This is a genomic window from Curtobacterium sp. MCJR17_043 (assembly GCF_003224315.2).
In the GTDB taxonomy this organism is placed as follows: Bacteria; Actinomycetota; Actinomycetes; order Actinomycetales; family Microbacteriaceae; genus Curtobacterium.
The window spans coordinates 2,231,470-2,257,197 of sequence record NZ_CP126259.1; the positions used below are offsets into that span (position 1 = coordinate 2,231,470).

Below are 25,728 nucleotides of genomic sequence, written 5' to 3' on the forward strand. Positions count from 1 at the left end.
CCACGAGACCCGGACGGGACGGGCGGCCGAGGTCGCGCTCGGTCCGCGCCGGGACTGGGTGTGTGCGGAGGCGGTCCTGCCTACGGTCGCTGGCACCTCGACGGAAGGACCACCATGACCAGCGACGCACTGCCCCTGCCCGACTTCGACCACCTCCCGCTCGGCAACCTCGCCGAACACGTCCGCCCGCTCGACCGCGACCAACTGCAGACCCTGCTCGACCACGAACGGGGCCACGGCGACCGACTGCCGGTCGTGCAGGTGCTGACCTCCCGCATCGCAGCCCTCGACGCCGGCGCCGAGCCGACCGGGACGGTCCCCGAGCACCTGCCCGAGGTCCAGCAGGGCACCGCCTCGCCCGCCGTCACGCCAGCGACCTCCGGCCCGGTGGTCAACCCGCCGTCGCACGGCGACCCGACCAACCCCGCCCAGCCGCGCTGAGCCCGGCAGCCGGAGGTTCCGTCGGCCGCTCCGTCCCCGGGACGAGGGCCCGCGGCACCTCCGGACGTCCCCGTCGTCGCACGGGTACGGTCACAGGCAATCCGCTGAAAGGAACGACCATGTCAGACCGACTGTCCACCCCCCGCTCCCACCAGCTTCGCCGAGACGCCCGTCCAGAAGGGCGCCCTCGTCGTCGGGATCGTCTTCCTGCTCGTCGGCCTCGCCGGCTTCGTCCCCGGCCTCACGACCGGTGACCTGGGCGGCGCCGGCAACGACTCCATGGGCATGCTGCTCGGCATCTTCCAGGTGTCGGTGCTGCACAACATCGTCCACCTGCTGTTCGGTGTCGTCGGGGTCCTCGCAGCACGTCGTGCCAGCGGGTCCCGGTTCTACCTGGTGATCGGCGGCGTCGTGTACTTCGTCCTCTGGATCTACGGCCTCTTCACCGCGAACAGCGACAGCGCGGCGAACTTCGTGCCGCTCAACTCGGCCGACAACTGGCTGCACCTCGTCCTCGCGATCGGCATGGTCGCGCTCGGCGTCGTGCTGTCCCGCGGCCGTCGCGCACCGGTCGGTGCGGAGCGCACTGCTCGCTGATCCGCGTCGGTGACGGACGGGAGGCCCGTGGCGGGATCGCCACGGGCCTCCCGTCCGTCCGGGCGGCACAGCGCGGGGGGCGCGTACAGCGCGGGGCCCGTGGAGCGCCGGGCGCGTACAGCGCGGGGCCCGTGCAGCGCGGGTCAGACCTCGGAGAAGGGTTCGGCGTCGTCCATCCGGACCCGGAGCGCCGGGGCCGCCCGCCGCTTCGTGCCACCGGCGACGACCCGTCGCGTCGAGGAGCGCCGGATCACCTCCGCCTTGAGCGTCGCCGCGACCTCGGCGCCGTGTCCGTACGGGAACCGCACGATCGCGCGGACCGTGCCCGGCGTCGGGTCCTCCACCGGGACGGGCCCGAGGACGGGCCCCACCGGAGCGTCGCCGAGTGCCTCGACCGCGCCGGTGACGGCCTCGTCGGTGCCGGTGAGGGTCGCGACCCGGACGGCCGGCGGGAAGAACAGCTCGCGGCGGTCGGTCAACTCGTCGTGCGCAGGCAGGTCGAGCCGCCAGAGTGCCATCGCGTTCGCGAGCTTCCCGCCGATCCCGACCAGGTAGACCGGAGCACCGGGCGCGCCCTTGGCCGCGGCGTTCGCCCACACGCGCAGGACGTCCTCCTGCACCCGGAGCCCCTCCCGCGCCAGCATCCGCTCGCCGTCGAGGAGCAGGACGCACGCGTACCCGCCGGCGACGTCCGGCTCGGCTCCGCGGGTCGCGACGACGACCGCGGGACGCGCCGGGACCTCGTCGATCGGGCGGGACCCGTCGGCGACGACGATGCGGGTGTTCGGGAAGGCCCGGCCGAGTTCGTCGGCGGTGCGCTGTGCCCCCTGGCCGACCGGCTTGAGCGTGCCGTTGCCGCACGTCGGGCAGCGGTAGCCGGCGGCGAGGGCACCGCAGAACCGGCACTGCGGGGTCGACCCCGCGTGTGGACTGCCGAGCGGGCCGCCGCAGACCCGGCAGTGCGCGCGCTCCCCGCACTCGGAGCAGACCAGTCCCGTCCCGAACCCGGGGTTCGACACCTGGACGAGGACCGGACCCTCACGACTCGCCTCGCGGGCGGCCCGCCACGCGCTGCTCGGGATCCGGGCCTGCGCGGCGTACCCGTCGGCGTTCGTCTGGTGCGCCGTCGGCACGACCTTCGGCACCCGGACCCGGTGCGGAGCGAGCTCCTGCAACCAGCCGAGCTCGACGAGCCGCTGCACGTCGGTGCTCCGGGCGTGCGAGAGCATGAGCAGCGCCGCGCCCGACTGCGCGGTCCGCACGAGGGCGACGTCCCGGGTGTGCACGTACGGTGCACGCTGCTCGGCGAAGGACGGGTCGCCGTCGTCCCACAGCGCGATGAGCCCGAGGTCGGCGGCCGGGGCGTACACGGCGGCCCGGCTGCCGATCGCCACCACGGGGTGGGTCCGGGCGGTCAGGAGCGCGCGGGCCCGCTGCCCGTTCGTCTGCTTGGCGTCGAAGCGGACGACCCGCTCCGGCGGCACGAGGACGTGCAGCGCACGCTCGAGGTCGGCGACGTCCCGGAAGTCGGGGACGGCGAGCACGGCGGAGCGCTCGCCCGCCAGGGTGTGCGCCGCGGCCTGGGCCAGGGTGGCGGCCCAGCCCGGCACCCAGACGCCGTCGGGCGCGTCTGCGGCGACCGGCTGCGGACCGCCGTCGGCGGGAGCAGGGCCGTCCGCTGTCGGGTCGGCGTCAGCGCCGGCGTCAGCGTCAGCGTCAGCGTCAGCGTCGACGTCTGGCTCCGTCGCGGGCGTCGGTGCCGGTGCCGGTGCCGGTGCCGGTGCCGCGAGCAGCACCGGGTGCGGGACGGCACTGACCGCCGCACGGCCACCGGCGTCGATGACGGCCTCGAGCGCGCCGTCCGCGTACCCGGTGACCGGGACCGCCTCGACCGCCGGCGGTACGTGCTCCGGGTCCCGCTCGAGCCAGGCCTTCTCGGGCCGGACCTGCCGGGTCGGCACCGCGAGCCGCAGCACGTCACTCGCGACCCCGGCGGCACGGTCGGCCACGGCCCGCGCGAGTCGCCAGACCTCGGGCGCGAGCACCGGCACCGGGCTCACGAGTTCCTCGATGACGCTGAGTTCCCCCCGGGAAGTCGTGTTCCGGGGACAGGGCGTCGTCCGACACGACCTCGACCACGTAGGCGTCGGTCATGCGCGCACCGGAGCGCAGCGGCACCTTCACGCGGACCCCCGGCACGCAGTCGTCCTCGAACTCGGCCGGCACCCGGTAGTCGAACAGACGGTCGAGCTGCGGGAGCGGCGAGTCGAGGACGACGCGCGCGACGGTGGCCACGGAGGGCCTCAGGCGGTGGCGGGGACGAGTCCTGCCGCGGTGCGGAGCTCCTCGACGCGGTCGAGCTGCTCCCAGGTGAATCCGGGCAGGTCGCGACCGAAGTGCCCGTAGGTCGCCGTCTTCGCGTACTTCGGCGTGAGCAGGTCGAGGTCGCGGATGATCGCGGCCGGTCGGAGGTCGAACACCTCGGTGATCGCGGCTTCGATCGTGGCGTCGTCGACGTGGCCGGTGCCGAAGGACTCGACGTACAGACCGACCGGCTTGGCGCGACCGATCGCGTAGGCGACCTGCACCTCGAGCCGGTCGGCGAGTCCCGCCGCGACGGCGTTCTTGGCGACCCAGCGCAGGGCGTACGCCGCCGAGCGGTCCACCTTCGAGGGGTCCTTGCCGCTGAACGCGCCACCGCCGTGCCGCGAGGCCCCACCGTAGGTGTCGACGATCACCTTGCGCCCGGTCAGGCCGGCGTCGCCCTGGGGCCCGCCGATCTCGAACCGACCGGTCGGGTTCACGATGACGTCCACCCGGGACGAGTCGAGGTCCACCAGGTCGAGGACCGGACGGATGACGTGCTCGGTGATGTCGGCCGTCAGCTGCTCGAGCGTGACGCTCGGCGCGTGCTGCGTCGACAGCACCACGGTCTCGACGGTCTTCGGCGTGATGCCGTCGTACCCGACCGTGACCTGGGTCTTGCCGTCCGGGCGCAGGTACGTCAGCTCACCGGACTTGCGGACCGCTGCGAGCTTCTCCGCCAGGCGGTGTGCGAGCCAGATGGCGACGGGCATGTACTCGGGCGTCTCGTTCGTCGCGAAGCCGAACATGATGCCCTGGTCGCCCGCGCCCTGGCGGTCGAGCGGGTCCACCCCGGCACCCGAGCGGGTGTCGAGCGACTCGTCGACGCCCTGCGCGATGTCGGGCGACTGCGCTCCGATCGAGATCTCGACGCCACAGGTACGGCCGTCGAAGCTCACGTCGGAGGAGTCGTAGCCGATGCCCGTGATGACGTCACGGACCAGCTGCGGGATCTCGACGTAGCCGGAGGTGGTGACCTCGCCGGCGACGTGCACGAGCCCGGTCGTCACCATCGTCTCGACGGCGACCCGGGCGTGCGGGTCGACCGTGAGGAGGGCGTCCAGGATGGCGTCCGAGATCTGGTCGCAGATCTTGTCGGGGTGGCCTTCGGTCACCGATTCCGACGTGAAGAGACGGAGTGCGCTCGTCACCGGGATCAGACGGTGGGCTGCTGCTGCTTGGTGACGGTCAGCTTGTCCTCGTTGATCTCGTGGAGCGCGACCGAGAGCGGCTTGTCGTCGATCGTCGAGTCGACGAGCGGACCGACGTTGTCGAAGAGCGAGCCCTCGTGCAGGTCGGCGTAGTAGTCGTTGATCTGGCGGGCGCGCTTGGAGGCGAAGATCACGAGCGCGTACTTCGACTCGACCTTGCTGAGCAGGTCGTCGATGGGCGGGTCGATGATGCCCTGGGGGTTGGCCATGGGGTTGCTCCTCGTCGTCGGTGCACCCGTCAGGGCGCAGAGAACAAGTCTACGACCTCGCGTGCCGCCGTGCTGACATCCGAGTTCACGATCCGCACGTCGAACTCGTCCTGCGCGGCGAGCTCCACCTTCGCGGTCTCGAGCCGCCGGGCCTGCTCCTCGGCGGACTCGGTGCCGCGGCCGATGAGCCGTCGGACGAGTTCGTCCCAGGTCGGCGGCAGCAGGAACACGAGCACCGCCTCGGGCATGGCGTCCCGCACCTGCCGGGCACCCTGCAGGTCGATCTCGAGCATGACCTTCTCGCCGGCGTCGAGCGCACGGTCGATCGGCGGCCGCGGGGTGCCGTACCGGTACGAGTTGTGCACGGTGGCGTACTCGAGCAGTTCGCGGTCGCGGATCATCCGGTCGAACTCGGCGTCGTCGACGAAGTAGTAGTGCACGCCGTCGACCTCGCCCGGGCGGGGCTTGCGGGTCGTCGCGGACACGCTGAGGTTCACCTCGGGGTACTGCTCGCGGATGTGCGCACTGACGGTGCCCTTCCCGACCGCGGTCGGCCCCGCGAGCACGACGAGCTTCGAGGCCCCCCGCTTGCGCCCACGTGCCGCCAACCAGTCCGCGAGCTCGGTGCGCTGTCGACTGCCGAGGCCACCCAGGCGCTTGGACGGCGCGATGCGGAGGGCGCCCATCACGGCCTCGGCCCGGGCCGGACCGACACCGGGCAGGCTCGTGAGGAGGTCCCGCACCCGGAGCGACCGCTCGGCGGCGGTCGCCGCGACGACCGACTCGTCCTCCGACCACGCGGCCTTGGCGACCTCGAGCGGCGACCGCTCCCCCGACGCCACCGCGGCCTTGACGGCGGCACGTGCTCGTCGTGCGGCGACGGCGGCCTTCGCGGCCGCGACACGGTCGACCTCCGGCGGGTTCCGGTGCGCGGGGAGCTCGGCGCGGTCGTCCGTGGACGTGTCGGGCGCTGCCCCGGTCTGCTCGGTCACGCGGCCACCGCCAGGGCGCGCGCGATCCGCTCCGCGCGGTCCGCCACCAGGCCGGCGACGGCGTCCGGACCGTCGACGAGCAGGCCGCGCGACTCGTTCACCAGGACCTGCTCGGCACGGCTGCCGTACAGCCCGCGGAGGTCCCCGATGCGTGCGCCCTGCGCGCCGAACCCGGGCGCGAGCACCGGCGCCGCGCCGATGTCGTCGGCGGTGATGCCGAAGTCGTCGAGGTCGAGCGTCGCGCCGAGCACGAGCCCGACGTCCCCCCAGGGCCTGGTCGGCCGTCGTCCGGTTCTCGTCTGCCACGTCCACGACGATACCGGCCGCCACGGTCCGACCGGCACGCGGCCCCTCGGCCACCACCGCCGTCTGGAGCACGCGTGCCTCCGGGTTGCTCGTCGCGGCGAGCACGAACACACCCGCTCCGTGCGCACGGGCGACGCGGATCGTCCCGGCGAGCGAGGCGTACCCCAGGTACGGCGACACGGTCATCGCGTCCGCCGCGAACGGCCCGTCGCGGTCCAGCCAGGCGAGCGCGTAGTCGTCCCCGGTGGACCCGATGTCGCCGCGCTTCACGTCGGCCACGACCAGGAGGCCCGCGTCCCGCGCCCGACGGATCGTCGCCTCGAGCGCCCGGAACCCGGCCGCCCCGGCGGCCTCGAAGAACGCGACCTGCGGCTTCACGACGGCCGCACGGCCCGCGGCCGCGTCGACGAGGGTGGCGCCGAACGCCGTGAGGCCCTCCTCGTCGCGGCCGAGCCCCCACGCCGCCAGGGTGGCGGCGTGGGGGGTCGATCCCGACGCACAGGGCCGAGCGCGCGTCGATGGCGGCCGCGAGCCGGACGCCGAACGGCGTCACCACCCGGCTCGCTCGAGCGCGTAGTCCTGCAGGCTCCGGACGCTGTGCGGCGTCCCGATCGTCTCGATCGCCGCGACCGCCGCGCCGAGCTGCGAGATCGTCGTGAACAGCGGCTTGTCGGCCGCCACGGTGGCCGCACGGATCTCGTACCCGTCCGCACGACCCGAGGCACCGCTCGGCGTGTTGATGACGATGTCGACCTCGTTGCGGGCGAGCAGGTCGACGACGCTCTCCTGCCCCTGGCTGTACTTGCCGACCGTGCCGACCAGGATTCCGTTGCGGCGGAGCACCTCGGCGGTGCCCTCGGTCGCGATGATCCGGAACCCGAGCTGCTGCAGGCGGTGCACCGGCAGGACGATGGCGCGCTTGTCCGTGTCGGCGACGCTCACGAAGACCGTGCCGCTGGTCGGGAGCCCGCCGTACGCGGCCTCCTGGCTCTTCAGGAACGCCCGCGGGAAGTCGCGGTCGATGCCCATGACCTCGCCGGTCGAGCGCATCTCCGGGCTGAGCACGGAGTCGACGACCTGCCCGTCGGCGGTGCGGAAGCGCCGGAACGGGAGCACGGCCTCCTTGACGGCGACCGGCGCCTGCGCCGGGACGAACGCGCCGTCGCGGGCGGGCAGCATCCCCTCGTCGACCAACCCGTCGATCGTCGAGCCGGTCATGATGCGCGCGGCGGCCTTCGCCAGGGCGATGCCCAGTGCCTTCGACACGAACGGCACCGTGCGGCTGGCACGCGGGTTCGCCTCGAGGACGTAGAGCACGCCCGCACCGATCGCGAACTGCACGTTGAGCAGACCGCGGACGCCGACGCCCCGCGCGATCTCCTCGGTCGCGTCCACGACGGCCTGGATCTCGGCTCGACCGAGGCCGACCGGGGGCAGGGTGCAGGACGAGTCACCGGAGTGGATCCCGGCCTCTTCGATGTGCTCCATGATGCCGCCGACGTACAGCCGCTCGCCGTCGTACAGGGCGTCGATGTCGATCTCCACCGCGTCGTCGAGGAAGCGGTCCACCAGCAGCGGCAGGTCCGGGCCGATGATCGCCTGGTCGGCCATCCGGTCGAAGTAGTCGGCGAGGGCGGCGGAGTCGTAGACGATCTCCATGCCGCGCCCACCGAGCACGAAGGACGGGCGGACGAGCACCGGGTAGCCGATGCCCTCGGCGACGGTGGTCGCGCTCGCCAGGTCGTGGGCGGTGCCGTTCTTCGGGGCGAGGAGGCCGGCGTCGTCGAGGATGCGGGAGAAGGCCCCGCGCTCCTCGGCGAGGTCGATGGCGTCCGGGCTCGTGCCGAGGATCGGGATGCCCGCGGCCTCGAGCGGCTTCGCCAGGCCCAGCGCGGTCTGCCCGCCGAGCTGCACGACGACGCCCACCACCTGCCCGGACGCCTGCTCGGCCTCGATGACCTCGAGGACGTCCTCGGCCGTGAGCGGCTCGAAGTACAGGCGGTCCGAGGTGTCGTAGTCGGTCGAGACCGTCTCCGGGTTGCAGTTCACCATGATCGTCTCGAACCCGGCGTCGCTCAGCGCGAAGGACGCGTGCACGCAGGAGTAGTCGAACTCGACGCCCTGGCCGATGCGGTTCGGGCCGGAGCCGAGGATGACGACCTTCTTGCGGTCGCTCGGGGCGACCTCGGTCTCGGTGTCGTAGGACGAGTAGTGGTACGGCGTCAGGGCGGGGAACTCGCCCGCGCAGGTGTCGACGGTCTTGAACACCGGCCGGATGCCGAGCGCGTGCCGCTGGTCGCGGGCCTCCTGCTCGGTGATGCCCCGGAGCGCGGCGATCTGCACGTCGCTGAAGCCGTGCTCCTTCGCCCAGCGGACCGTGTCGGCGTCGAGCGTCGCGGCGTCCCGGACCTCGGCCGCGACCTCGTTGATGAGGACGATCTGGTCGATGAACCAGGGGTCGATGCCGGTGGCGTCGAAGACCTCCGCCGTGGTGGCGCCGGCGACGAGGGCCTGCTGGACCGTGACGATCCGGCCGTCCGTCGGGACGCGCGACTTCTCGAGCAGGGCGGCCTTGTCGAGCTGGTCCGCCGGGACGTCCCAGTGGAAGCTCGACCCGCGCTTCTCGAGCGACCGGAGCGACTTCTGCAGCGCGGTGGCGTAGTTGCGGCCGATGGCCATCGCCTCGCCGACGCTCTTCATCGTCGTGGTGAGCGTCGCGTCGGCGGCGGGGAACTTCTCGAACGCGAAGCGCGGGGTCTTCACGACGACGTAGTCCAGCGTCGGCTCGAAGCTCGCCGGGGTGACCTGCGTGATGTCGTTCTGGATCTCGTCGAGCCGGTACCCGATGGCGAGCTTCGCGGCGATCTTGGCGATCGGGAAGCCCGTCGCCTTCGACGCGAGGGCCGACGAGCGGGAGACGCGCGGGTTCATCTCGATGACGATCACGCGACCGTTCGAGGGGTCGACCGCGAACTGGATGTTGCAGCCGCCGGTGTCGACGCCCACCCGACGGATGATGTCGATGCCGATGTTCCGCATGTTCTGGTACTCGCGGTCGGTCAGCGTGAGCGCGGGGGGCGACCGTGATCGAGTCACCGGTGTGCACGCCGACCGGGTCGACGTTCTCGATCGAGCAGATGACGACGGTGTTGTCCGCGTTGTCCCGCATCAGCTCGAGCTCGTACTCCTTCCAGCCGAGGATCGACTCCTCGAGCAGGACCTCCGTCGTCGGGGACGACTGCAGGCCGTCGCCGACGAAGCGGACGAGCTCCTCCTCGTTGTAGGCGAAGCCCGAGCCGAGCCCGCCCATCGTGAAGGAGGGCCGGACCACGAGCGGGTAGCCGAGGTCCTGCGCGAACTCCTTCGCCTCCTCGAGCGTGTGCGCGATGTGGCTGCGGGCGACGTCCGCGCCCGACTCGAGGACGAGCTCCTTGAAGAGCTGTCGGTCCTCACCGCGCTGGATGGCGTCGACCTTCGCGCCGATGAGCTCGACGCCGTGCTTCTCGAGGATGCCGGCCTCGTCGAGCGCGATCGCGGCGTTCAGGGCGGTCTGCCCGCCGAGTGTCGGCAGGACCGCGTCGGGCTGCTCGATGCGGATGATCTCCTCGAGCGACGCGTTCGTGATCGGCTCGATGTACGTCGCGTCGGCGAAGTCCGGGTCGGTCATGATCGTCGCCGGGTTCGGGTTCACGAGGATGACCCGGACGCCCTCGGCGCGCAGGACGCGGCACGCCTGGGTGCCGGAGTAGTCGAACTCGGCGGCCTGCCCGATGACGATCGGACCGGAGCCGATGACCAGGACGGAGCTGATGTCGGAGCGCTTGGGCATCAGTTGCCCTCCTTCGTGGTGTCGGCGGTCGTGACGTCGGCGGCGGGGGGTGGTCGCGTCGGCGGTGGCCGCGTCGAGCGGCTCCCCCTGTCGTCGGGCGAGGACCATGTCCCGGAAGCGGTCGAACAGGTACATGCTGTCGTGCGGTCCGGCGGCCGCCTCGGGGTGGTACTGCACGCTGAACGCGGGCATGTCGAGCGCGCGGAGGCCCTCGACGACGTTGTCGTTCAGCGAGTAGTGCGACACCTCGACCCGGCCGAAACCGACCGGCGACTCGAGGGTCTCCCCGACCGGGGCGTCGACCGCGAAGCCGTGGTTCTGACTCGTGATCTCCACCTTGCCCGTCGTGGTGTCGAGCACCGGCTGGTTGATCCCGCGGTGGCCGAACGGCAGCTTGTAGGTGCCGAAGCCGAGCGCGCGGCCGAGCAGCTGGTTGCCGAAGCAGATGCCGAAGAACGGTCGGCCGTCGCGCAGGCTGTCCTGCAGGAGCGACACCTGGGCGTCGGAGGCGGCCGGGTCGCCGGGGCCGTTCGAGTAGAACAGCGCGTCGGGGTCGAGCTCGCGTAGCCGCTCGACGGTGACGTCCTGCGGCAGCACGTGCACCTCGAAGCCGCGCTCGGACAGGTACCGCGTGGTGGACGCCTTGACGCCGAGGTCGAGGACGGCCAGCGTGCCGATCCGCTCCCCGACCGGCGCGACCACGTACTCCTCGGCCGTGGAGACCTCGGCGGACAGGTTCCTGCCCGTCATGCCGGTCTGCTCGGTGACGATCCGGAGCTGCTCGTCGGCGTCGAGCGTCGCGTCGGCCCCGCTGAAGACACCGCCCTTCATCGCGCCGGCGTCGCGGATGCGCCGGGTCAGGGCCCGGGTGTCGATCCCGGAGATGCCGACGATGCCGTCGCGCACGAGGTGCTCGTCGAGCGAGGCGTTGGCCCGGTGGTTCGACACCACCCGGCTGGGGTCGCGCACGACGTACCCGGCGACCCAGATGCGCCGGGACTCGGGGTCCTCGTCGTTCACCCCCCGTGTTGCCGATGTGCGGTGCCGTCTGCACCACGATCTGGCCCGCGTACGACGGGTCGGTGAGCGTCTCCTGGTAGCCGGTCATGCCGGTCGCGAAGACCACCTCGCCGAGCGTGCGCCCGCGGGCGCCGTAGGCCCAGCCGTCGTACCGGGTGCCGTCCTCGAGGACCAGTACGGCCCGTTCGCGTGTCATCAGTTCGTCCCTTCGCCCGCGGTGTGCGGGGGAGTCGTTCGTCATCGCCGGTCCCTGCAGCGCGCGGAGCGCGTCCGCGTCGCCCTGGGGGGAACCGGAAGTAGGTGTCGAGGTCCGTCGCAGCTGCGGCGCCGGTCGCCGTCCATCGCAGTCGGACCAGTCCCCCGGGCTCGACCACCCGGTCGATGGCCCACGTGGCCCGGTCGGCACCGCGCACCGCGCTCCGGGCGATCCAGCGGTCGTCCGTGCCGGCGTGGTGCAGCACGACGCCGGACCGGTGGACCGTCACACCGCCGCGGCCGCGGAACCCGAGGCCGCCGGCCGTGATGCGTTCGAGCGGCTCGTCGGCGCGGGTCGTCGCGACGGTGAACCCGTCCCACGACCCGACCACGGGCCCGGGGTCCGCTGGGACCGGGACGGGAGGCACGGCCTCCGCCTGCCGTCGGCTGCGCGTCCGCCACGTGCGGGCCATCACGACGAACAGCGCCGCCACCGCGAGCAGGATCACCCCGCCGAGCAGCCAGCGCGCCGTGTCACCGCTCATGCGGTCGCCGCCCGCTCGTGCGCGGCCCGTGCCGCGACCGTCCCGGCGTCGAGCAGTTCACCGTCGAGGACGGTGGGCATGCCGTGGTGGAACGTGGCGACCACCCGGCCGGGCAGGCGCATGCCGAGGTACGGCGAGTTCTGCGACTGTCCGTGCAGGTCGTCGACCGAGAACGTGCGCACGGCGGCCGGGTCGTACAACGTGACCTCGGCCGGTGCCCCCCTCGGCGATCGCGTGCCCGTGGCCGGCGACCTGGCCGATCCGGGCCGGCGCGCTCGAGAGCACCCGGGCGACGTCGGCCCAGTCGAGGCGACCGTCGGCCACCACGGCGGCGTGCACGACGCTGAGCGCCGACTCGAGCCCGACCATCCCGTTCGCGGCGGCCGGCCACTCGCAGTGCTTCGCCTCGGCCGGGTGCGGCGCGTGGTCGGTGGCGACGATGTCGATCGTGCCGTCGGCGAGGGCCGCGCGGAGCGCGTCGACGTCCTCACGACTGCGGAGGGGCGGGTTGACCTTGTAGCGGGCGTCGTACCCGGGCGCACCGTCGTGGCCCGCGATGAGGTCCTCGGTCAGGACGAGGTGGTGCGGGGTGACCTCCGCCGTCACGTCGATCCCGCGGGACTTGGCCCAATGGATCACCTCGACGCTGCCCGCAGTCGAGACGTGGCAGACGTGCAGCCGGGCACCGACGTGGTCGGCGAGCAGGACGTCGCGCGCGATGATCGACTCCTCGGCCACGGCGGGCCATCCGGCGAGGCCGAGCTCGGAGGACAGCCGGCCCTCGTTCATCTGCGCGCCGATGGTCAGACGGGGTTCCTGGGCGTGCTGCGCGAGCACCCCGCCGAAGCCCTTGATGTACTCGAGCGCGCGCCGCATGAGCAGCGGGTCGGCGACGCACGAGCCGTCGTCGGAGAACACCCGGACGGCCGCGCGCGAGGTCGCCATCGCGCCGATCTCGGACAGGTGCGTGCCCTGCAGGCCCTGCGACACGGCGCCGATCGGCCGGACCGTGACGTAGCCGGCGTCGTCCCCGAGCGCCTGCACCTGCTCGACCACCCCGGCGGTGTCGGCGACCGGCGAGGAGTTCGCCATCGCGTTGACCGCGGTGAACCCGCCGGCGGCGGCGGCCCGTGAGCCGGACAGCACGGTCTCGGACTCCTCGTGGCCGGGTTCGCGGAGGTGGGTGTGCAGGTCGACGAGACCGGGCAGGGCGAGCAGCCCGTCGGCGTCGACGACCGTGGCACCGGCCGTGTCGAGACCGGACCCGACCGCGGTGACGAGCCGACCCTCCAGGCGGATGTCGGCCCGGGTGCCGTCGACCAGCTGCGCGCCGCGGATGAGGTGTGCGGTCATGCGACGGTCTCCTTCTGGTGGTCACCGGTGAGGGCGAGGTAGAGCACGGCCATCCGGACCGAGACGCCGTTCGCGACCTGCTCGACCACGGTGGAGCGGGCGTCGTCGGCGGCCACGCCGGCGATCTCGAGCCCGCGGTTCATCGGGCCGGGGTGCATCACGAGCGTGCGCTCGGGCAGCCGGGCGAAGCGCGCGGCGGTGAGCCCGAAGTGGCGGGTGTACTCGCGCGGGTTCGGGAAGAAGGCGTCGTTCATCCGCTCCTGCTGGATGCGCAGGGTCATCACGACGTCCGGGTCCTCGGCCAGTGCGGCGTCGAGGTCGTGCTGGACCGCGGCACCGAAGGGGCGGTCCACCGCGGGCAGCAGCGTCGGCGGCGCGGCGAACGTGACGTGGGCGCCGAGGGTCCGGAGCAGCCAGGCGTTGCTGCGGGCCACGCGGCTGTGCAGGACGTCGCCGACGATGAGCACGCGGACGCCGTCGAGGCCCTGCCCGCGGCTCGCCGTGCCGTGCAGCCGGCGGCGCATCGTGAACGCGTCGAGGAGCGCCTGCGTGGGGTGCTCGTGGGTACCGTCGCCGGCGTTCACGACCGGCACATCGATCCAGTCGGCCTCGGCCAGGACGCGCGGGGCGCCGGACGCCCCGTGGCGGATGACGATGCCGTCGATGCCCATCGCGTCGAGGGTCTGCACGGTGTCCTTGAGCGACTCGCCCTTCGAGACGCTCGAGCCCTTCGCGGCGAAGTTGATGACGTCCGCGGAGAGGCGCTTGGCGGCCGCCTCGAACGAGATCCGCGTGCGGGTCGAGTCCTCGAAGAACAGGTTGACGACCGTCCGGCCGCGCAGCGCCGGCAGCTTCCGGACCTCGCGCGTGTTCACCTCCGCCATCTCCTCGGCGACGTCGAGGATGCGGACGGCTTCCTCCCGCGACAGGTCCGCGGTCGAGAGCAGGTGCCTCATGCCGCACCGCCCTGCTCGATGACGACCTCGTCGACGCCGTCGGTCTCGGTCAGGTGCAGCGAGACCCGCTCGTCGCCCGCGGTCGGCAGGTTCTTGCCGACGTGGTCGGCCCGGATCGGCAGCTCGCGGTGGCCCCGGTCGACGAGGACCGCCAGGCGGACGGCGCGTGGGCGGCCGATGCCCTGCAGGGCGTCGAGCGCCGCGCGGACCGTCCGGCCGGAGTAGAGGACGTCGTCGACGAGGACGACGACCTTGCCGTCGACGCCGCCGGCGGGGATGACCGTCCGGTGCGGGGACCGACCGATGCCCCGACCGAGGTCGTCGCGGTACATCGTCACGTCGAGTGCTCCGACGCGCTCGGTGCCGATGCCGCCGGACGCGGACTCCCACCCGGGCTCGATGTCGGCGAGGACCCGACCCAGGCGCTCGGCGAGGACGGCCCCGCGGGTCGGGATGCCGAGCAGCACGAGGTCCGAGCCGCCGTGGTTGGCCTCGAGGATCTCGTGTGAGATGCGTGTCAGGGCACGCGTGATGTCGGACTGCTGCAGGACCGTTCTGGTGCCCACGCCGACCTCCTTCCTCGTCTCTCTGGACGACCCCCGCCTCACTGGACGGCATCAAAGGATGCTGGTTGCGTTCGAGCCTAGCGGGACTCCCGGTCCTCCGCGACAGTCCGACCGGACGGTCCACGGCCCTCCGCGACGGCGCCGAGGACGCCGTTCACGAAGCCGGCCGAGTCGTCGGTGGACAGCGACTGGGCGAGCTCGACGGCCTCCGCGATCGCCACGGCGTCCGGGACCTCCGGGTTGAACCGGATCTCCCACACGCCCATGCGCAGGATGCAGCGGTCGAGGACCGGCATCCGGGCGATCGCCCAGCCCTGCGCGTGGTCGGAGATGACGCCGTCGATCTCGTACCGGGCCTCGTCGACGCCCGTCACGATCTGCCGCGCGTAGTCCCAGCTGGAGGCGCGCTCCGGCTGGTCGAGGTGGCGGACCGTCTCGGTCGCGAGGACGTCCGCGATCGGCAGCTCGCGCACCTCGGCCACGTACAGCATGTCGAGGGCGCGCTTGCGGGCCTTCGAACGAGCACTCATACGGTCAGCGCCTAGTCGTTGACGCGGCCGAGGTAGTTGCCGTCGCGGGTGTCGACCTTGACCTTGGTGCCGGACTCGAGGAAGAGCGGGACCTGGATCTGGTACCCCGTGACGATCGTCGCCGGCTTCGTGCCGCCGGAGGAGCGGTCGCCCTGCAGGCCGGGCTCGGTCTCGATCGTGGTGACGATCGAGGTCGGGAGCTCGACGTAGAGCGGGTTGCCCTCGTTCATCGCGATGGTGACCTGCGCGGACTCGAGCAGGAAGTTGCGCGCGTCACCGACGACGGCCGCCGGGACGTTGACCTGGTCGTAGGTGTCCTGGTCCATGAAGACGTACGAGTCGCCGTCCTCGTAGAGGTACTGGAAGTCGCGACGGTCCACCGTGGCGGTCTCGATCTTCGCGCCGGCGTTGAAGGTGCGGTCGACGACCTTGCCGGAGACGACCTGCTTGAGCTTGGTGCGCACGAAGGCGCCGCCCTTGCCCGGCTTCACGTGCTGGAACTCGACGACCGACCAGAGCTGCCCGTCGATGATGAGAACGGCGCCGTTCTTGATGTCAGTGGTACTCGCCATGGGTCTTCCGTTCGATGGTGTTGTGAAGGTGTCCAGGCTCGTGGAGCCCCGGACGAGTGTAGCGGACGGGGCCCGGCGTGCCGGGACCGGACCGCCGGCCTACTGCCGTCTCCGCGCCAGCCACGCGTCGACGGCCGCCCACGCGAGCAGCACGACACAGGTGCCGCCGAGCAACGCCCCGGCCACGAGCGTGCTGATCACGGCCGTCGGCCGGGCCGGCGCGGCCAGGTAGACCACGGCCAGGAGGCCCGCCCCGGCTCCCAGGAGCACGAGCAACACCCGGCGGATCATGCCGGAGACGGTCTGGCGGTCACGCCGGTCGCTGAGCAGCCGGATGTTCACCGACAGCCGCCCCGCCTCGACCGCCTCGGTGATCTTGTCGATGCGGCGCGGCAGCCGCCGCGCCGAGGTCACCAGCCCGAAGAGCTCGCGGACGAGGACGCTCCGCACCGCGGCGGGCCGGAGCTGGTCGCGGATCTGCTCCGCCGCGAGGCCGCGCGACTCCTCGAGCAGGTCGAACGACGGCGCGAGCGTGCGGAGCGTCCCCTCGAAGATCGCCAGCGCGCGGGCGGCCGCCACGAAGTCGGCCGGAGCACGCAGCCGGTAGCGACCGAACACCTCGACCGCGTCGTCCACCGTCTCGACGCCGATCCGCGCGCCCGGACCGAGTTCCTCGGCGACGAACCGCGCCATGTCGCGCCGGAAGTCCGCTTCGTCCTCGGGGTCGCGGACCGGCGCCATCCGGAGGACCGCGTCCGCGATGCGTGAGGTGTCGTCCTGCAGGTAGGCGGCGAGCAGTTCCTGGACCGTGTCCCGGAGACCCGGGTCGAGCCTCCCGACCGATCCGAAGTCGATGAGCGCGGGCCGTCCGTCGGGCAGGAGCAGGACGTTCCCCGGGTGCAGGTCCGCGTGGTAGACGCCGTCGAAGACGACCTGACGGAGGAACGCGCGGAGGACCGAGCGCATCGGCTCGTCGAGGTCGCGGTCCGAGCGCTCGGCTCGGATCGCGCTGAGCGTGTCGCCCTCCAGGAACTCCATCACGAGCACGCGTCGCGTCGACAGGTCGCGGTACGGCTCCGGGAACCGCACCTCGTCGGGACGCGCGCTCCGGGCCTGGGCCGCGCGGAGCGACTCGAGGTTCCGCAGCTCCGCGGTGAAGTCGACCTGTCGGACGAGGTCGGCGCCGTACTGCTCGGCCACCTCGACCACGCCGAGCTGCCGCGCCTGCGCGGACGTCCGGGTCAGGAAGCGCACGAGCCGCAGGGCGATGTCGACGTCCCGCCGGACCGCGGCGTCGATGCCCGGCCGCTGCACCTTGACCGCGACCGCGGTGCCGTCGGCGAGCCGTGCGCGGTGCACCTGCGCGATGGAGGCCGCGGCGACGGGCTCCGGGTCGAAGGACGCGAACACCCCGGCCACCGGCGCGCCGAGCTCGGCCTCGAGCAGCGCGGCGACCTCGTCGGGCGCGGCGGGACGCACGCTCCCCTGCAGGAGCGCGAGGCGCTCCGTCCACTCGTCGGGCAGCAGGTCGTCGCGTGTGGACAAGACCTGGCCCATCTTCACGAAGCCACCGCCGGCCTCCTCGAGCGCCAGGCGCAGGTGGTCGGCCTGGTCCCGGCGGAGGTCGGCCGTGGCCGGCTCCCGCGAGAAGTCGAGCCGACGGATCGGCAGGAGCCCGTGGCGCCGTGCGATCCCGAGCACCTCGGCGAACCGACGGGCCCGACCGCGGGCGGTCCCCGCGTCCGGACGCTGCTGGGTGGAGAAGTCGCTGAGACGGGGCGGGTTCGGCACGTCCTCAGTCTGCTCCGTGGGCCTGGGGCGGACCGGGGTGCCGGGACCCGTCGGACCTCAGGCGCCGACCTCCTGGTATGCGGTGAAGAGCAGGTGGTCCTCCGGGCCCTCGAGCGTCACCGGCTTGCCGATCCCGTCGAGGATGATGAACCGGAGCATGCCGGCGCGTGCCTTCTTGTCCCGACGCATGGTCGCGAGGAGGCTCTGCCACCGTCCGAGCGGGTAGGTGGTGGGGAGCGAGAGCGAGTCCAGCACCGCCCGGTGTCGGTCCACGGTGGCGTCGTCCAAGTGCCCGGTCAGGCGTGCGAGTTCGGCGGCGAAGACCATCCCGACGGAGACCGCAGCGCCGTGTCGCCACTGGTACCGCTCGGCGTGCTCGATCGCGTGACCGAGGGTGTGCCCGTAGTTGAGCACCTCGCGACGGCCCTGCTCCGTGAAGTCGTCCGACACGACCTGCGCCTTGAGACCGATCGCGAGTTCGACGACGCGACGGAACTCGGGCGTCGTCGGGTCGGTGACGCGATCGACGTCCGCCTCGATGACGTCGAGGATCTCCGGGACCGCGATGAAGCCGGCCTTGACGATCTCGGCGAAGCCCGCGAGGACCTCGTTCCGCGGCAGGGTCCGGAGGAGGTCCAGGTCGGCGACCACCGCGCGCGGGGCGGCGAAGGCGCCGACGAGGTTCTTGCCCTCGTTCGTGTTGATGCCGGTCTTGCCGCCGACGCTCGCGTCGACCATGCCGAGCACCGTGGTGGGCATCGACAGGTACGGCACGCCGCGCAGCCACGTGGCGGCGACGAACCCGGCGAGGTCGGTGACGGCGCCGCCGCCGAGCCCGATCACGGCGTCGGTGCGGGTGAAGTCGGACTGGCCCATGACCTGCCAGCAGAACGAGGCGACCTCGATCCGCTTCGCGGCCTCGGCGTCGGGGACCTCCGCGATGAGGGCCTCGAGCCCCGCGTCGACGAGCAACTGCCGGAGGTCCTCGGCCCGGGCCCCGAGTGTCGGTGCGTGCACGATGAGGACCTTGGCGACGCGCGGGCCGAGCAACGCGGGGACGGCCCCGAGCAGGCCGTTCCCGACCGCGACGACGTAGCCGTCGTCGCCGCCGACGCGGATCTCGGTGGTGCCCTCGGGCAGGGTCGACTCGGTCACGGTGCTCCTTCGTCGGAGGTGGTGGGGCTGCTGGGTCGGCCGTCGGTCCGGCCATCGGTCCGGGCGCTCGACGGTGCCGTGCGCCGGACCCACGCGACGACGTCCTCCGCCACGCGGGACATCGGCCGCCGCGAGGTGTCGAGCACCAGGTCGGCCAGCCGCTCGTACGTCGGTGCCCGCTCGTCGAGGATCGACTGCCACGCCGTGATGCCGCCGGTCGCGATGAGCGGCCGGTCGCTACCGAGGATCCGGGGCGCGACCGCCTCGGCCGAGACGGTCAACAGGACGACGTGCGCGTCCGCGATCGCCGCGCGCGTGCCCTCGTGCATGACGGCTCCCCCCGCCGAGGGACACGACGCCACCCGTCTCGACCGCTCGTCGGACCGCCTCGGCCTCGAGCTCGCGGAACACGGGCTCGCCGCGCTCGGCGAACAGCCGCGGGATCGGGCCGTGCTCGCGGGCGATCACCCGGTCGGTGTCGGTGAACGGGACGCCGAGTGCCTTGGCCACCCGGCGGCCGACGCTCGACTTCCCCCGCGCCCATCGGTCCGATGACGACCACAGGCCGGGGCACGGCCACGTTCACCGTGCTGGCGTCGGCGCGGTCGGGTCGCTCCGGCGCGTCCGGAGCGTCTCCGGGATCGCGGCGAGGTAGCCCTCGAGGTTCCGCTTCGTCTCGGCCACGCTGTCACCGCCGAACTTCTCGAGCACGGCGTCGGCGAGCACCAGGGCCACCATCGCCTCGGCGACGACGCCGGACGCCGGCACCGCGCAGACGTCGGAGCGCTGGTGGTGCGCACTCGCATCCTCGCCCGTCGCGACGTCGATGGTCTGCAGCGCGTGCGGGACGGTGGCGATCGGCTTCATCGCGGCACGGACGCGGAGGACCGTACCGGTGGACATGCCGCCCTCGGTGCCGCCCGCACGGTCGCTCGTGCGCACGATCGCACCGTCGGCGCGCTGCAGTTCGTCGTGCGCGGCGGACCCGCGGCGGGCCGCGGTCGCGAAGCCGTCACCGACCTCGACGCCCTTGATCGCCTGGATGCCCATGATCGCCGCTGCCAGGCGCGCGTCGAGCCGACGGTCCCACTGCACGTGCGACCCGAGTCCCGGCGGGACCCCGTAGAAGAGCACCTCGACCACGCCGCCGAGGGTGTCGCCGTCCTTCTTCGCGGCCTCGACCTCGGTCACCATGCGGGCGGAGGTCGCGGGGTCGGCGCAGCGGAGCTGGTCGTCGTCGAGGCGGTCGACGTCGGCGGGCACGGGCAGTGCGGCGTCCTCTGGCACGCGGACCGTACCGACCTGCAGCGTGTGCGCGACCGAGGTCATCCCGAGTTCGGCGAGGAAGGACTTCGCCACGGCGCCGAGCGCGACCCGGGCCGCGGTCTCACGGGCGGACGCGCGCTCGAGGATCGGTCGGGCCTCGTCGAAGCCGTACTTCTGCATCCCGACCAGGTCCGCGTGCCCGGGGCGCGGGCGCGTCAGCGGGGCACCGCGGCCGCGGGAGGCGTCGGTCTGCTCGACGGGCTCGGGGTTCATCACCTCGACCCACTTCGGCCACTCGGTGTTGCCGATGCGGATCGCGATCGGGCTGCCCATCGAGAGACCGTGGCGGACGCCACCGGACAGGTGCAGCTCGTCCTGCTCGAACTTCATGCGGGACCCACGGCCGTAGCCGAGCTTGCGGCGCGCGAGGTCGGCGCGGATGGACTCGTACGACACCGGGACGCCGGCCGGGAGGCCTTCCATCATGGCGATGAGTTCGGGTCCGTGGGACTCTCCAGCGGTCAACCAACGAAGCATGGAGCCATCCTCCCACAGCGCACGGCCGTGCGACGTGCCGTGCGCTGCGGGAGGGACTACTGGTACTCCGGGTGCGCCCGCAGCCAGCTGCGGAAGCGCTCGACCGCGACGAGGTGCTGGTCGTACGTGTCCGAGAACACGGTCTCGCCGGTCTCGAGGTCGACCGTGACGAAGTACAGCCAGTTGCCCGTCGCCTGGTGCACGACCGCGTCGATCGCGATGTCACCGGGGTTCGAGATCGGCGCCGGCGGCAGTCCGTCGTGCTGGTAGGTGTTGTACTCGTTCGACGCGTCCGCACGCTCGGCGTCCGTGGTCGTCACGGTGTGCGTGTTCCCGGTGCCGTAGGCGACGGTCGCGTCGGACTGCAGCCGCATGCCGTCGTCCAGCCGGTTCTGGAACACCCGCGCCACCTTCGGGTAGTCCGCGGCGAGACCGGCCTCCTTCTGCACGAGCGAGGCGAACACCACGACGCGCTCCTGGTCGGCCTCGGCGACGCCGGCCTTCTCGAGCCGCTGCTTCATCGTGTCGACCATGGCCTGGAAGTACTGCTTCGCGGTCCAGTCGGGCTTGATCGGGTAGGTCGCCGGGAACAGCCAGCCCTCGAGGGTCGTGACGCCCGCCGGGAGACCGTACGCCGAGACGTCCTCCGCCGCGGCGGCGACCTCGGCCTTGCTCAGGCCGGCCTTCGAGACCATGCCGGCCTCGATGTCCTGCAGGGCCGTCCCCTCCGGGATGACGAGTGACGGGTCCTCGACGCGGTTCGCCTTGTCCTGCAGCGCCGAGAGCGCGGCCTTCGAGCTCATCTTCTTCTTGAGCGCGTAGGAGCCCGGCTGGAACTGGACCTCGGGCGACGCGAGCAGCAGTTCGTAGAACGCGCTCGAGGTCTTCACCACGCCGCTGCGTTGCAACGTGGCGGCGACGTCCTCGCCGATGTCGCCCTCCTTGATCGTGATGGTCACCTTCGAGGTGCCGTCACCGGTGTAGTCGTCGGTCTCCTTCGCGCCGGAGATCGCGCTCATCACCGCCTGGACCTTCGGTGCGGCGAACGCGTAGGCACCGCCGGCGGCGGCGAGCACCAGCGCGACGATGACGATCCCCGCGATGAGCGGACCCTTGCGACGGGCGGGACGGTCGTCCCGCGGCGGACGGGAGGCTCCCCCCGCGTCCGCCCCGTCGGCCGCCGTCGTCCCCGCCCGCGCCACCGCGTCCGGCACCGCCGCGGGGCCCGTCGCCACCGGATCCGTCGGCACCGGACGCGTCGTCGTCCGTGGCGCCGCTGCCCGTGCCGGTGGACCCGACCGGAGCTGCTGCGACGGTGCGTGCGGCAGGAGCGACGCCGTCGTCGGCGCCGACCCCTTGCCAGGTCCCGCGACGGCGGACCGGGGTCTCGTCGTCCGCCTCGTCGCGCGTTCCTCGACCGGCGGCAGCCGGCACGTGACCGCTGTGCAGGGTGCCGCCGAGCAGGGCGTGCACGTCGGGGTGGACGTCGTCACCCGCCGGGGCGGTGCCGACGCTGCGACGCGGGCCGGGCCTCCCGGGCTCGCCCGCCGACTGCTCGGCCGGTGCCGCTGTCGGCTGATCGCGCTGCGTCGCCGCCGACGCGGCCTCCTGTCGCTCTCGTGCCGCACGGGCGGCTCGGCGCGAGAGCGGCGCGTGGCCGCTGCTCTGGCCGGAGCCGTCCGTCGGGGTCCCGGTGCGCTCACGGCGCTCGGCGTCGTTGCCGGTCGCGATGATCGCGTTCCAGTCCAGATCGTCTGCCAACGGTCCTCGGTCTCTCGGTCGGGAACTCCGCGGCTCCGGGCCGCGGGTGCGACGTCGGGAGGGCAGCCGATCAGGGGGAGCTCGGCCCCGGGTGGGGCGCCGGATGCGCGCTCGTGGTCGAGCGCATGTTGCAGAATGATAACAGCGGCCGCTTGGTCGATCACGGCGCGCGACTTCTTCGTGTTCTTGCCGGCCTGGTGCAGGCCCCGCTGGGCGGTGACGGTGGAGAGTCGCTCGTCCACGAGCCGGACCGGCCGGTGCGCGGCGATGCGGCCGGCGAAGTCGCGCGCGTCGGCGGTGGAGGCGGTCTCCCCGCCCGACATCGACAGCGGGAGCCCGACGACGACCTCGAGCACGTCGTACTCCTCCGCGATCGCCAGGATCCGTCGGAGGTCGGACGAGTCGTCCCGTCGCACGGTCGCCACCGGGGTCGCGAGCAGACCGTCGCGGTCGCACACCGCGACCCCGATCCGGGCACGGCCGACGTCGACGCCGAGCCGCCGCCCGGAGCGGATCGCCACGATCAGGCCGCGATGCGGTCGGTCACCGCACGGAGCGCAGCGGGGAGGGCCGACGCGTCGGTCCCGCCGCCCTGCGCCAGGTCCGGCTTGCCGCCGCCGCCACCACCGAGCACGCCGGCGGCCTCCTTCGCGAGGGGGCCGGCCTGCACGCCCGCGGCGCGGGCCGCGTCGTTCGTGGCGACGATCACGACGGGCTTCCCGCCGACGACGGCGCCGAGGACCACGACGGCCGCATCCGAGCCGAGCTGACCGCGGACGCCGGTGGCGAGGGAGCGGAGGTCGTCGCTCGACGTCAGCCCCTCGACCACCTGCGCGACGACCGAGACGCTCCCGGTGCGCTGGGCCGTGCGGGCGATCGACGGCACGCGCTGCTGCAGGTTCGCCGACTCGAACTCGGCGATCCGCTTCTGTGCGGTCTTGAGGTCCTCGAGCAGCGCCTGCACGCGGCCCGGCAGGTCGTCACGCTGTGCCTTGAGGGCGCTCGAGAGCTGCGAGACGATCGTCCGCTCCACGGCGAGCTCGCGGAAGCCCTCGAGTCCGACGAGCGCCTCGACGCGGCGGTTCGTCGATCCGACGCTCGCCTCGCCGACGAGGTTGACGAGGCCGACCTGCGCGCTCGACGCGACGTGGATGCCACCGCAGAGCTCGCGGGACCACGGGCCGCCGATGTCGACCATGCGGACCTCGGCGCCGTACTTCTCGCCGAACAGCGCCTGCGCGCCGAGTGCCTTCGCCTCGTCGATCGGCAGGATGCGGGTCGACACCTCGAGGTCGGAGCGGATCGCCGTGTTCACGACCTCCTCGATCTCGGAGCGGGTCTCGAGCGACACCGGCTGGCTCCAGGAGAAGTCCAGGCGCATGTAGCCGGCCTTGTTGTACGAGCCGGCCTGGAGCGCCTCCGGACCGAGCACGTCCCGGAGCGCCGCGTTCACGAGGTGCGTCGCCGAGTGCGCCTGCGTCGCGCCGCGGCGGTACTCGGCGTCCACGACCGTGGTGGCGGGGTCGCCCACGCCGACCTCGCCCGAACGCACCTGCACCGTGTGGCTCCACAGCCCGGAGACCGGGCGCTGCACGTCGAGGACCTCGAGGTCGAACCCGTTGCCGACGATCGAGCCCTGGTCGGCGTCCTGCCCACCGGACTCGGCGTACAGCGACGTCTCGCCCAGGATGACCTCGGCGATGTCCCCGGCGACCGCGCGGTCGACGCTGCGCCCGTCGACGATGAGGCCGAGCACGCGGCTCTCGGCCTGGAGGGCGTCGTAGCCGAGGAACACGGTCTCACCCGCGGCCCGGAAGGCGCTGTAGACGCTGAGGTCCGCGAGCGCGGTCTTCTTGCTCTTGGCGTCGGCCTTCGCGCGGGCGCGCTGCTCCGACATGAGCGTCTCGAAGGCGGAGCGGTCGACGTGGACGCCGGCCTCCTCCGCCATCTCCATGGTCAGGTCGATGGGGAACCCGAAGGTGTCGTGCAGCAGGAACGCGGTGTCGCCGCCGATCGCCTGCCGGCCGTCCTGCTTGGCTCGGTCGACCGCGACGTCGAGGATCGTCGTGCCCTGTGCGAGCGTGCGGAGGAAGGTCTCCTCCTCGGCGTAGGCGATGCGGGCGATGCGGTCGTACTGCTCACCGACCTCCGGGTAGGCGTCGCGCATGGCGTCGCGGGAGGCCGGGAAGAGCTGCGGGAAGGTCGCGCCCTCGACGCCGAGCAGGCGCATCGCACGGACCGTGCGACGGAGCAGCCGACGGAGGATGTACCCGCGGCCCTCGTTCGACGGCGTGACGCCGTCGGTGATGAGCATGAGCGCCGACCGCACGTGGTCCGCGACGATGCGCATCCGGACGTCGTCCTCGTGGTCGGCACCGTAGCGCCGTCCGGAGACCTCGGCAGCCTTGTCGAGCACCGGGCGGACCTGGTCGATCTCGTACATGTTGTCGACGCCCTGCTTGATGAAGGCGACGCGCTCGAGCCCCATGCCGGTGTCGATGTTCTTGCTCGGCAGCTCGCCGGTGATCTCGAAGTCGACCTTCGACCGCACGTCGGCGATCTGGTACTGCATGAAGACCAGGTTCCAGATCTCGACGTAGCGGTCGTCGTCGGTGGCCGGACCGCCGTCGACGCCGTACTCGGGACCGCGGTCGAAGAAGATCTCCGAGCAGGGCCCGGCCGGCCCGGGCTGGCCGGTGGACCAGTAGTTCGTGTCCTTGCCGAGCTTCTGGATGCGGTCGTCGGGCAGCGTCGAGTGGCGCTTCCAGAACGCGATCGCCTCGTCGTCCTCTTCGTACACGGTCACCCAGAGGTCGTCGGCGGAGAACCCGAGCCCGCCGTCGGACTCCGGGTCCGTCAGGAACTGCCAGGCGTACTGGATCGCCTGCTCCTTGAAGTAGTCCCCGAACGAGAAGTTGCCGTTCATCTGGAAGAACGTGCCGTGCCGGGGGGGTCTTGCCGACCTCTTCGATGTCGTTCGTGCGGATGCACTTCTGCACGCTCGTGGCACGGGGGGTACGGCGCCGGGATGAGCCCGGTCAGGTACGGGATGAACGGCACCATGCCGGCCACCGTGAACAGCAGCGACGGGTCGTCCGAGACGAGCGACGCGGACGGGACGACGGTGTGGCCGCGGTCACCGAAGAACTGGAGCCAACGGCGGCGGATCTCTGCGGTCTGCATGGTGCTTCCTGTAGGGCGTGTGGCGGGGACGGGAGGCTCGGGGCCGGTGGAACGGGACCGCGCGTCCTGAGGGGACGGTGCGGCTGAGGGGACGGTGCGGTGGTGTGGGAGGGCGTCAGTCGTCGACGCCGTGGCCGGTGGGACGCAGCTCGGCCTCGCGCGAGCGGTACCCCTCGGCCACGGCGCCCGTGAAGGCCTTCGCCCGGGCGTCGACCTGGGCGAGGAGGTGCGCGGCGGAGGGCGTCCGGCTGACGCGCTGTGCGGCGACGAACCCGATGACCACGCCGACGGCGACGAAGAACAGCTGCTTCACGGTGCCTCCCTCTCGCGCACGCCGGAGCGCGCGTCC

The 25,728-nt window shown here is 72.6% G+C and carries 19 protein-coding genes and 7 pseudogenes; 2 read left to right on the plus strand and 24 right to left on the minus strand.

Annotated features, from left to right (window positions below; genetic code table 11):
* The first annotated feature begins 114 nt into the window (after positions 1-114).
* Complete coding sequence (locus DEJ15_RS11545) at positions 115-441, plus strand: DUF8129 domain-containing protein (RefSeq protein ID WP_110825057.1); 327 nt, start codon at positions 115-117, stop codon at positions 439-441.
* Between the two features lie 207 nt (positions 442-648).
* Complete coding sequence (locus tag DEJ15_RS11550) at positions 649-1,038, plus strand: DUF4383 domain-containing protein (protein ID WP_502866165.1); 390 nt, start codon at positions 649-651, stop codon at positions 1,036-1,038.
* Between the two features lie 143 nt (positions 1,039-1,181).
* Here the strand turns inward: DEJ15_RS11550 and DEJ15_RS11555 are convergent, their stop codons facing one another.
* From DEJ15_RS11555 to DEJ15_RS11665, 24 genes and pseudogenes are all read right to left on the minus strand, one after another.
* Complete coding sequence (locus DEJ15_RS11555) at positions 1,182-3,098, minus strand: primosomal protein N' (RefSeq protein WP_284175013.1); 1,917 nt, start codon at positions 3,096-3,098, stop codon at positions 1,182-1,184.
* The gene (locus tag DEJ15_RS11560) at positions 3,016-3,333 is read right to left on the minus strand and encodes a primosomal protein N' family DNA-binding protein (RefSeq protein WP_284175014.1); all 318 of its coding nucleotides are present in this window, start codon (positions 3,331-3,333) and stop codon (positions 3,016-3,018) included. Before DEJ15_RS11560 ends, DEJ15_RS11555 begins: the two co-directional genes overlap by 83 nt.
* Before the next feature lie 8 nt (positions 3,334-3,341).
* On the minus strand, positions 3,342-4,553 hold the full coding sequence (gene metK / locus DEJ15_RS11565) for a methionine adenosyltransferase (RefSeq protein ID WP_110825060.1): 1,212 nt from the start codon (positions 4,551-4,553) through the stop codon (positions 3,342-3,344).
* A 5-nt stretch (positions 4,554-4,558) separates the two neighbouring features.
* Positions 4,559-4,822 carry a DNA-directed RNA polymerase subunit omega gene (gene rpoZ / locus DEJ15_RS11570; RefSeq protein ID WP_110825061.1) on the minus strand — a complete coding sequence of 88 codons (264 nt, stop codon included), beginning with the start codon at positions 4,820-4,822 and terminating at the stop codon, positions 4,559-4,561.
* A 29-nt stretch (positions 4,823-4,851) separates the two neighbouring features.
* Entirely contained in the window at positions 4,852-5,814 is a 963-nt protein-coding gene (gene gmk, locus DEJ15_RS11575; protein WP_110825062.1) for a guanylate kinase, read from the minus strand.
* Between the two features lie 336 nt (positions 5,815-6,150).
* Positions 6,151-6,588: pseudogene (gene pyrF, locus DEJ15_RS11580) on the minus strand (orotidine-5'-phosphate decarboxylase); the annotation flags it as partial.
* Between the two features lie 81 nt (positions 6,589-6,669).
* Positions 6,670-9,949: pseudogene (gene carB, locus DEJ15_RS11585) on the minus strand (carbamoyl-phosphate synthase large subunit).
* A 90-nt stretch (positions 9,950-10,039) separates the two neighbouring features.
* Positions 10,040-11,165: pseudogene (carA, locus tag DEJ15_RS11590) on the minus strand (glutamine-hydrolyzing carbamoyl-phosphate synthase small subunit); the annotation flags it as partial.
* 103 nt (positions 11,166-11,268) lie between these two features.
* Positions 11,269-11,709: pseudogene (locus DEJ15_RS19555) on the minus strand (PH-like domain-containing protein); the annotation flags it as partial.
* A pseudogene (locus DEJ15_RS11595) lies at positions 11,706-13,062 on the minus strand (dihydroorotase). The pseudogenes DEJ15_RS11595 and DEJ15_RS19555, both read right to left, overlap by 4 nt.
* The gene (locus tag DEJ15_RS11600; protein WP_110825067.1) at positions 13,059-14,018 is read right to left on the minus strand and encodes an aspartate carbamoyltransferase catalytic subunit; all 960 of its coding nucleotides are present in this window, start codon (positions 14,016-14,018) and stop codon (positions 13,059-13,061) included. Before DEJ15_RS11600 ends, DEJ15_RS11595 begins: the two are co-directional and overlap by 4 nt.
* Entirely contained in the window at positions 14,015-14,584 is a 570-nt protein-coding gene (gene pyrR, locus DEJ15_RS11605) for a bifunctional pyr operon transcriptional regulator/uracil phosphoribosyltransferase PyrR (protein WP_110825068.1), read from the minus strand. Before pyrR ends, DEJ15_RS11600 begins: the two co-directional genes overlap by 4 nt.
* A gap of 77 nt (positions 14,585-14,661) precedes the next feature.
* Positions 14,662-15,114, minus strand: coding sequence for a transcription antitermination factor NusB (nusB, locus tag DEJ15_RS11610; RefSeq protein ID WP_110825069.1), 453 nt, complete (start codon positions 15,112-15,114; stop codon positions 14,662-14,664).
* An 11-nt stretch (positions 15,115-15,125) separates the two neighbouring features.
* Positions 15,126-15,686 carry an elongation factor P gene (gene efp, locus DEJ15_RS11615; RefSeq protein ID WP_110825070.1) on the minus strand — a complete coding sequence of 187 codons (561 nt, stop codon included), beginning with the start codon at positions 15,684-15,686 and terminating at the stop codon, positions 15,126-15,128.
* A 99-nt stretch (positions 15,687-15,785) separates the two neighbouring features.
* Positions 15,786-17,477, minus strand: a complete 1,692-nt coding sequence (locus tag DEJ15_RS11620; RefSeq protein ID WP_110825071.1) for an ABC1 kinase family protein — start codon at positions 17,475-17,477, stop codon at positions 15,786-15,788.
* Between the two features lie 57 nt (positions 17,478-17,534).
* A complete protein-coding gene (gene aroB, locus DEJ15_RS11625; protein WP_375232115.1) occupies positions 17,535-18,632 on the minus strand; it encodes a 3-dehydroquinate synthase in 1,098 nt (365 codons plus the stop codon).
* A complete protein-coding gene (locus tag DEJ15_RS11630; RefSeq protein ID WP_349814701.1) occupies positions 18,629-18,913 on the minus strand; it encodes a hypothetical protein in 285 nt (94 codons plus the stop codon). Before DEJ15_RS11630 ends, aroB begins: the two co-directional genes overlap by 4 nt.
* The gene (locus tag DEJ15_RS11635) at positions 18,870-19,142 is read right to left on the minus strand and encodes a shikimate kinase (protein ID WP_284175016.1); all 273 of its coding nucleotides are present in this window, start codon (positions 19,140-19,142) and stop codon (positions 18,870-18,872) included. The genes DEJ15_RS11630 and DEJ15_RS11635 overlap by 44 nt, the downstream gene beginning before the upstream one ends.
* Positions 19,143-19,214: 72 nt before the next feature.
* A complete protein-coding gene (aroC, locus tag DEJ15_RS11640) occupies positions 19,215-20,435 on the minus strand; it encodes a chorismate synthase (RefSeq protein WP_110825072.1) in 1,221 nt (406 codons plus the stop codon).
* Positions 20,436-20,491: 56 nt separating this feature from the next.
* On the minus strand, positions 20,492-21,511 hold the full coding sequence (mltG, locus tag DEJ15_RS11645; protein ID WP_284176200.1) for an endolytic transglycosylase MltG: 1,020 nt from the start codon (positions 21,509-21,511) through the stop codon (positions 20,492-20,494).
* Positions 21,408-22,196 carry a hypothetical protein gene (locus DEJ15_RS11650; RefSeq protein WP_284176315.1) on the minus strand — a complete coding sequence of 263 codons (789 nt, stop codon included), beginning with the start codon at positions 22,194-22,196 and terminating at the stop codon, positions 21,408-21,410. The genes mltG and DEJ15_RS11650 overlap by 104 nt, the downstream gene beginning before the upstream one ends.
* A 176-nt stretch (positions 22,197-22,372) precedes the next feature.
* Positions 22,373-22,717: pseudogene (gene ruvX, locus DEJ15_RS11655) on the minus strand (Holliday junction resolvase RuvX); the annotation flags it as partial.
* A 2-nt stretch (positions 22,718-22,719) separates the two neighbouring features.
* A pseudogene (gene alaS, locus DEJ15_RS11660) lies at positions 22,720-25,379 on the minus strand (alanine--tRNA ligase).
* Between the two features lie 115 nt (positions 25,380-25,494).
* On the minus strand, positions 25,495-25,692 hold the full coding sequence (locus DEJ15_RS11665; protein ID WP_110825076.1) for a hypothetical protein: 198 nt from the start codon (positions 25,690-25,692) through the stop codon (positions 25,495-25,497).
* Positions 25,693-25,728: the final 36 nt, after the last annotated feature.

What these genes read in the sequence shown, in the direction of transcription:
- DEJ15_RS11545 (WP_110825057.1), top strand. Translation starts at nt 115, where the DNA reads ATGACCAGCGACGCACTGCCCCTGCCCGACTTCGACCACCTCCCGCTC.
- rpoZ (WP_110825061.1), bottom strand. Translation starts at nt 4,822, where the DNA reads ATGGCCAACCCCCAGGGCATCATCGACCCGCCCATCGACGACCTGCTC.
- DEJ15_RS11600 (WP_110825067.1), bottom strand. Translation starts at nt 14,018, where the DNA reads ATGAGGCACCTGCTCTCGACCGCGGACCTGTCGCGGGAGGAAGCCGTC.
- nusB (WP_110825069.1), bottom strand. Translation starts at nt 15,114, where the DNA reads ATGAGTGCTCGTTCGAAGGCCCGCAAGCGCGCCCTCGACATGCTGTAC.
- efp (WP_110825070.1), bottom strand. Translation starts at nt 15,686, where the DNA reads ATGGCGAGTACCACTGACATCAAGAACGGCGCCGTTCTCATCATCGAC.
- aroC (WP_110825072.1), bottom strand. Translation starts at nt 20,435, where the DNA reads ATGCTTCGTTGGTTGACCGCTGGAGAGTCCCACGGACCCGAACTCATC.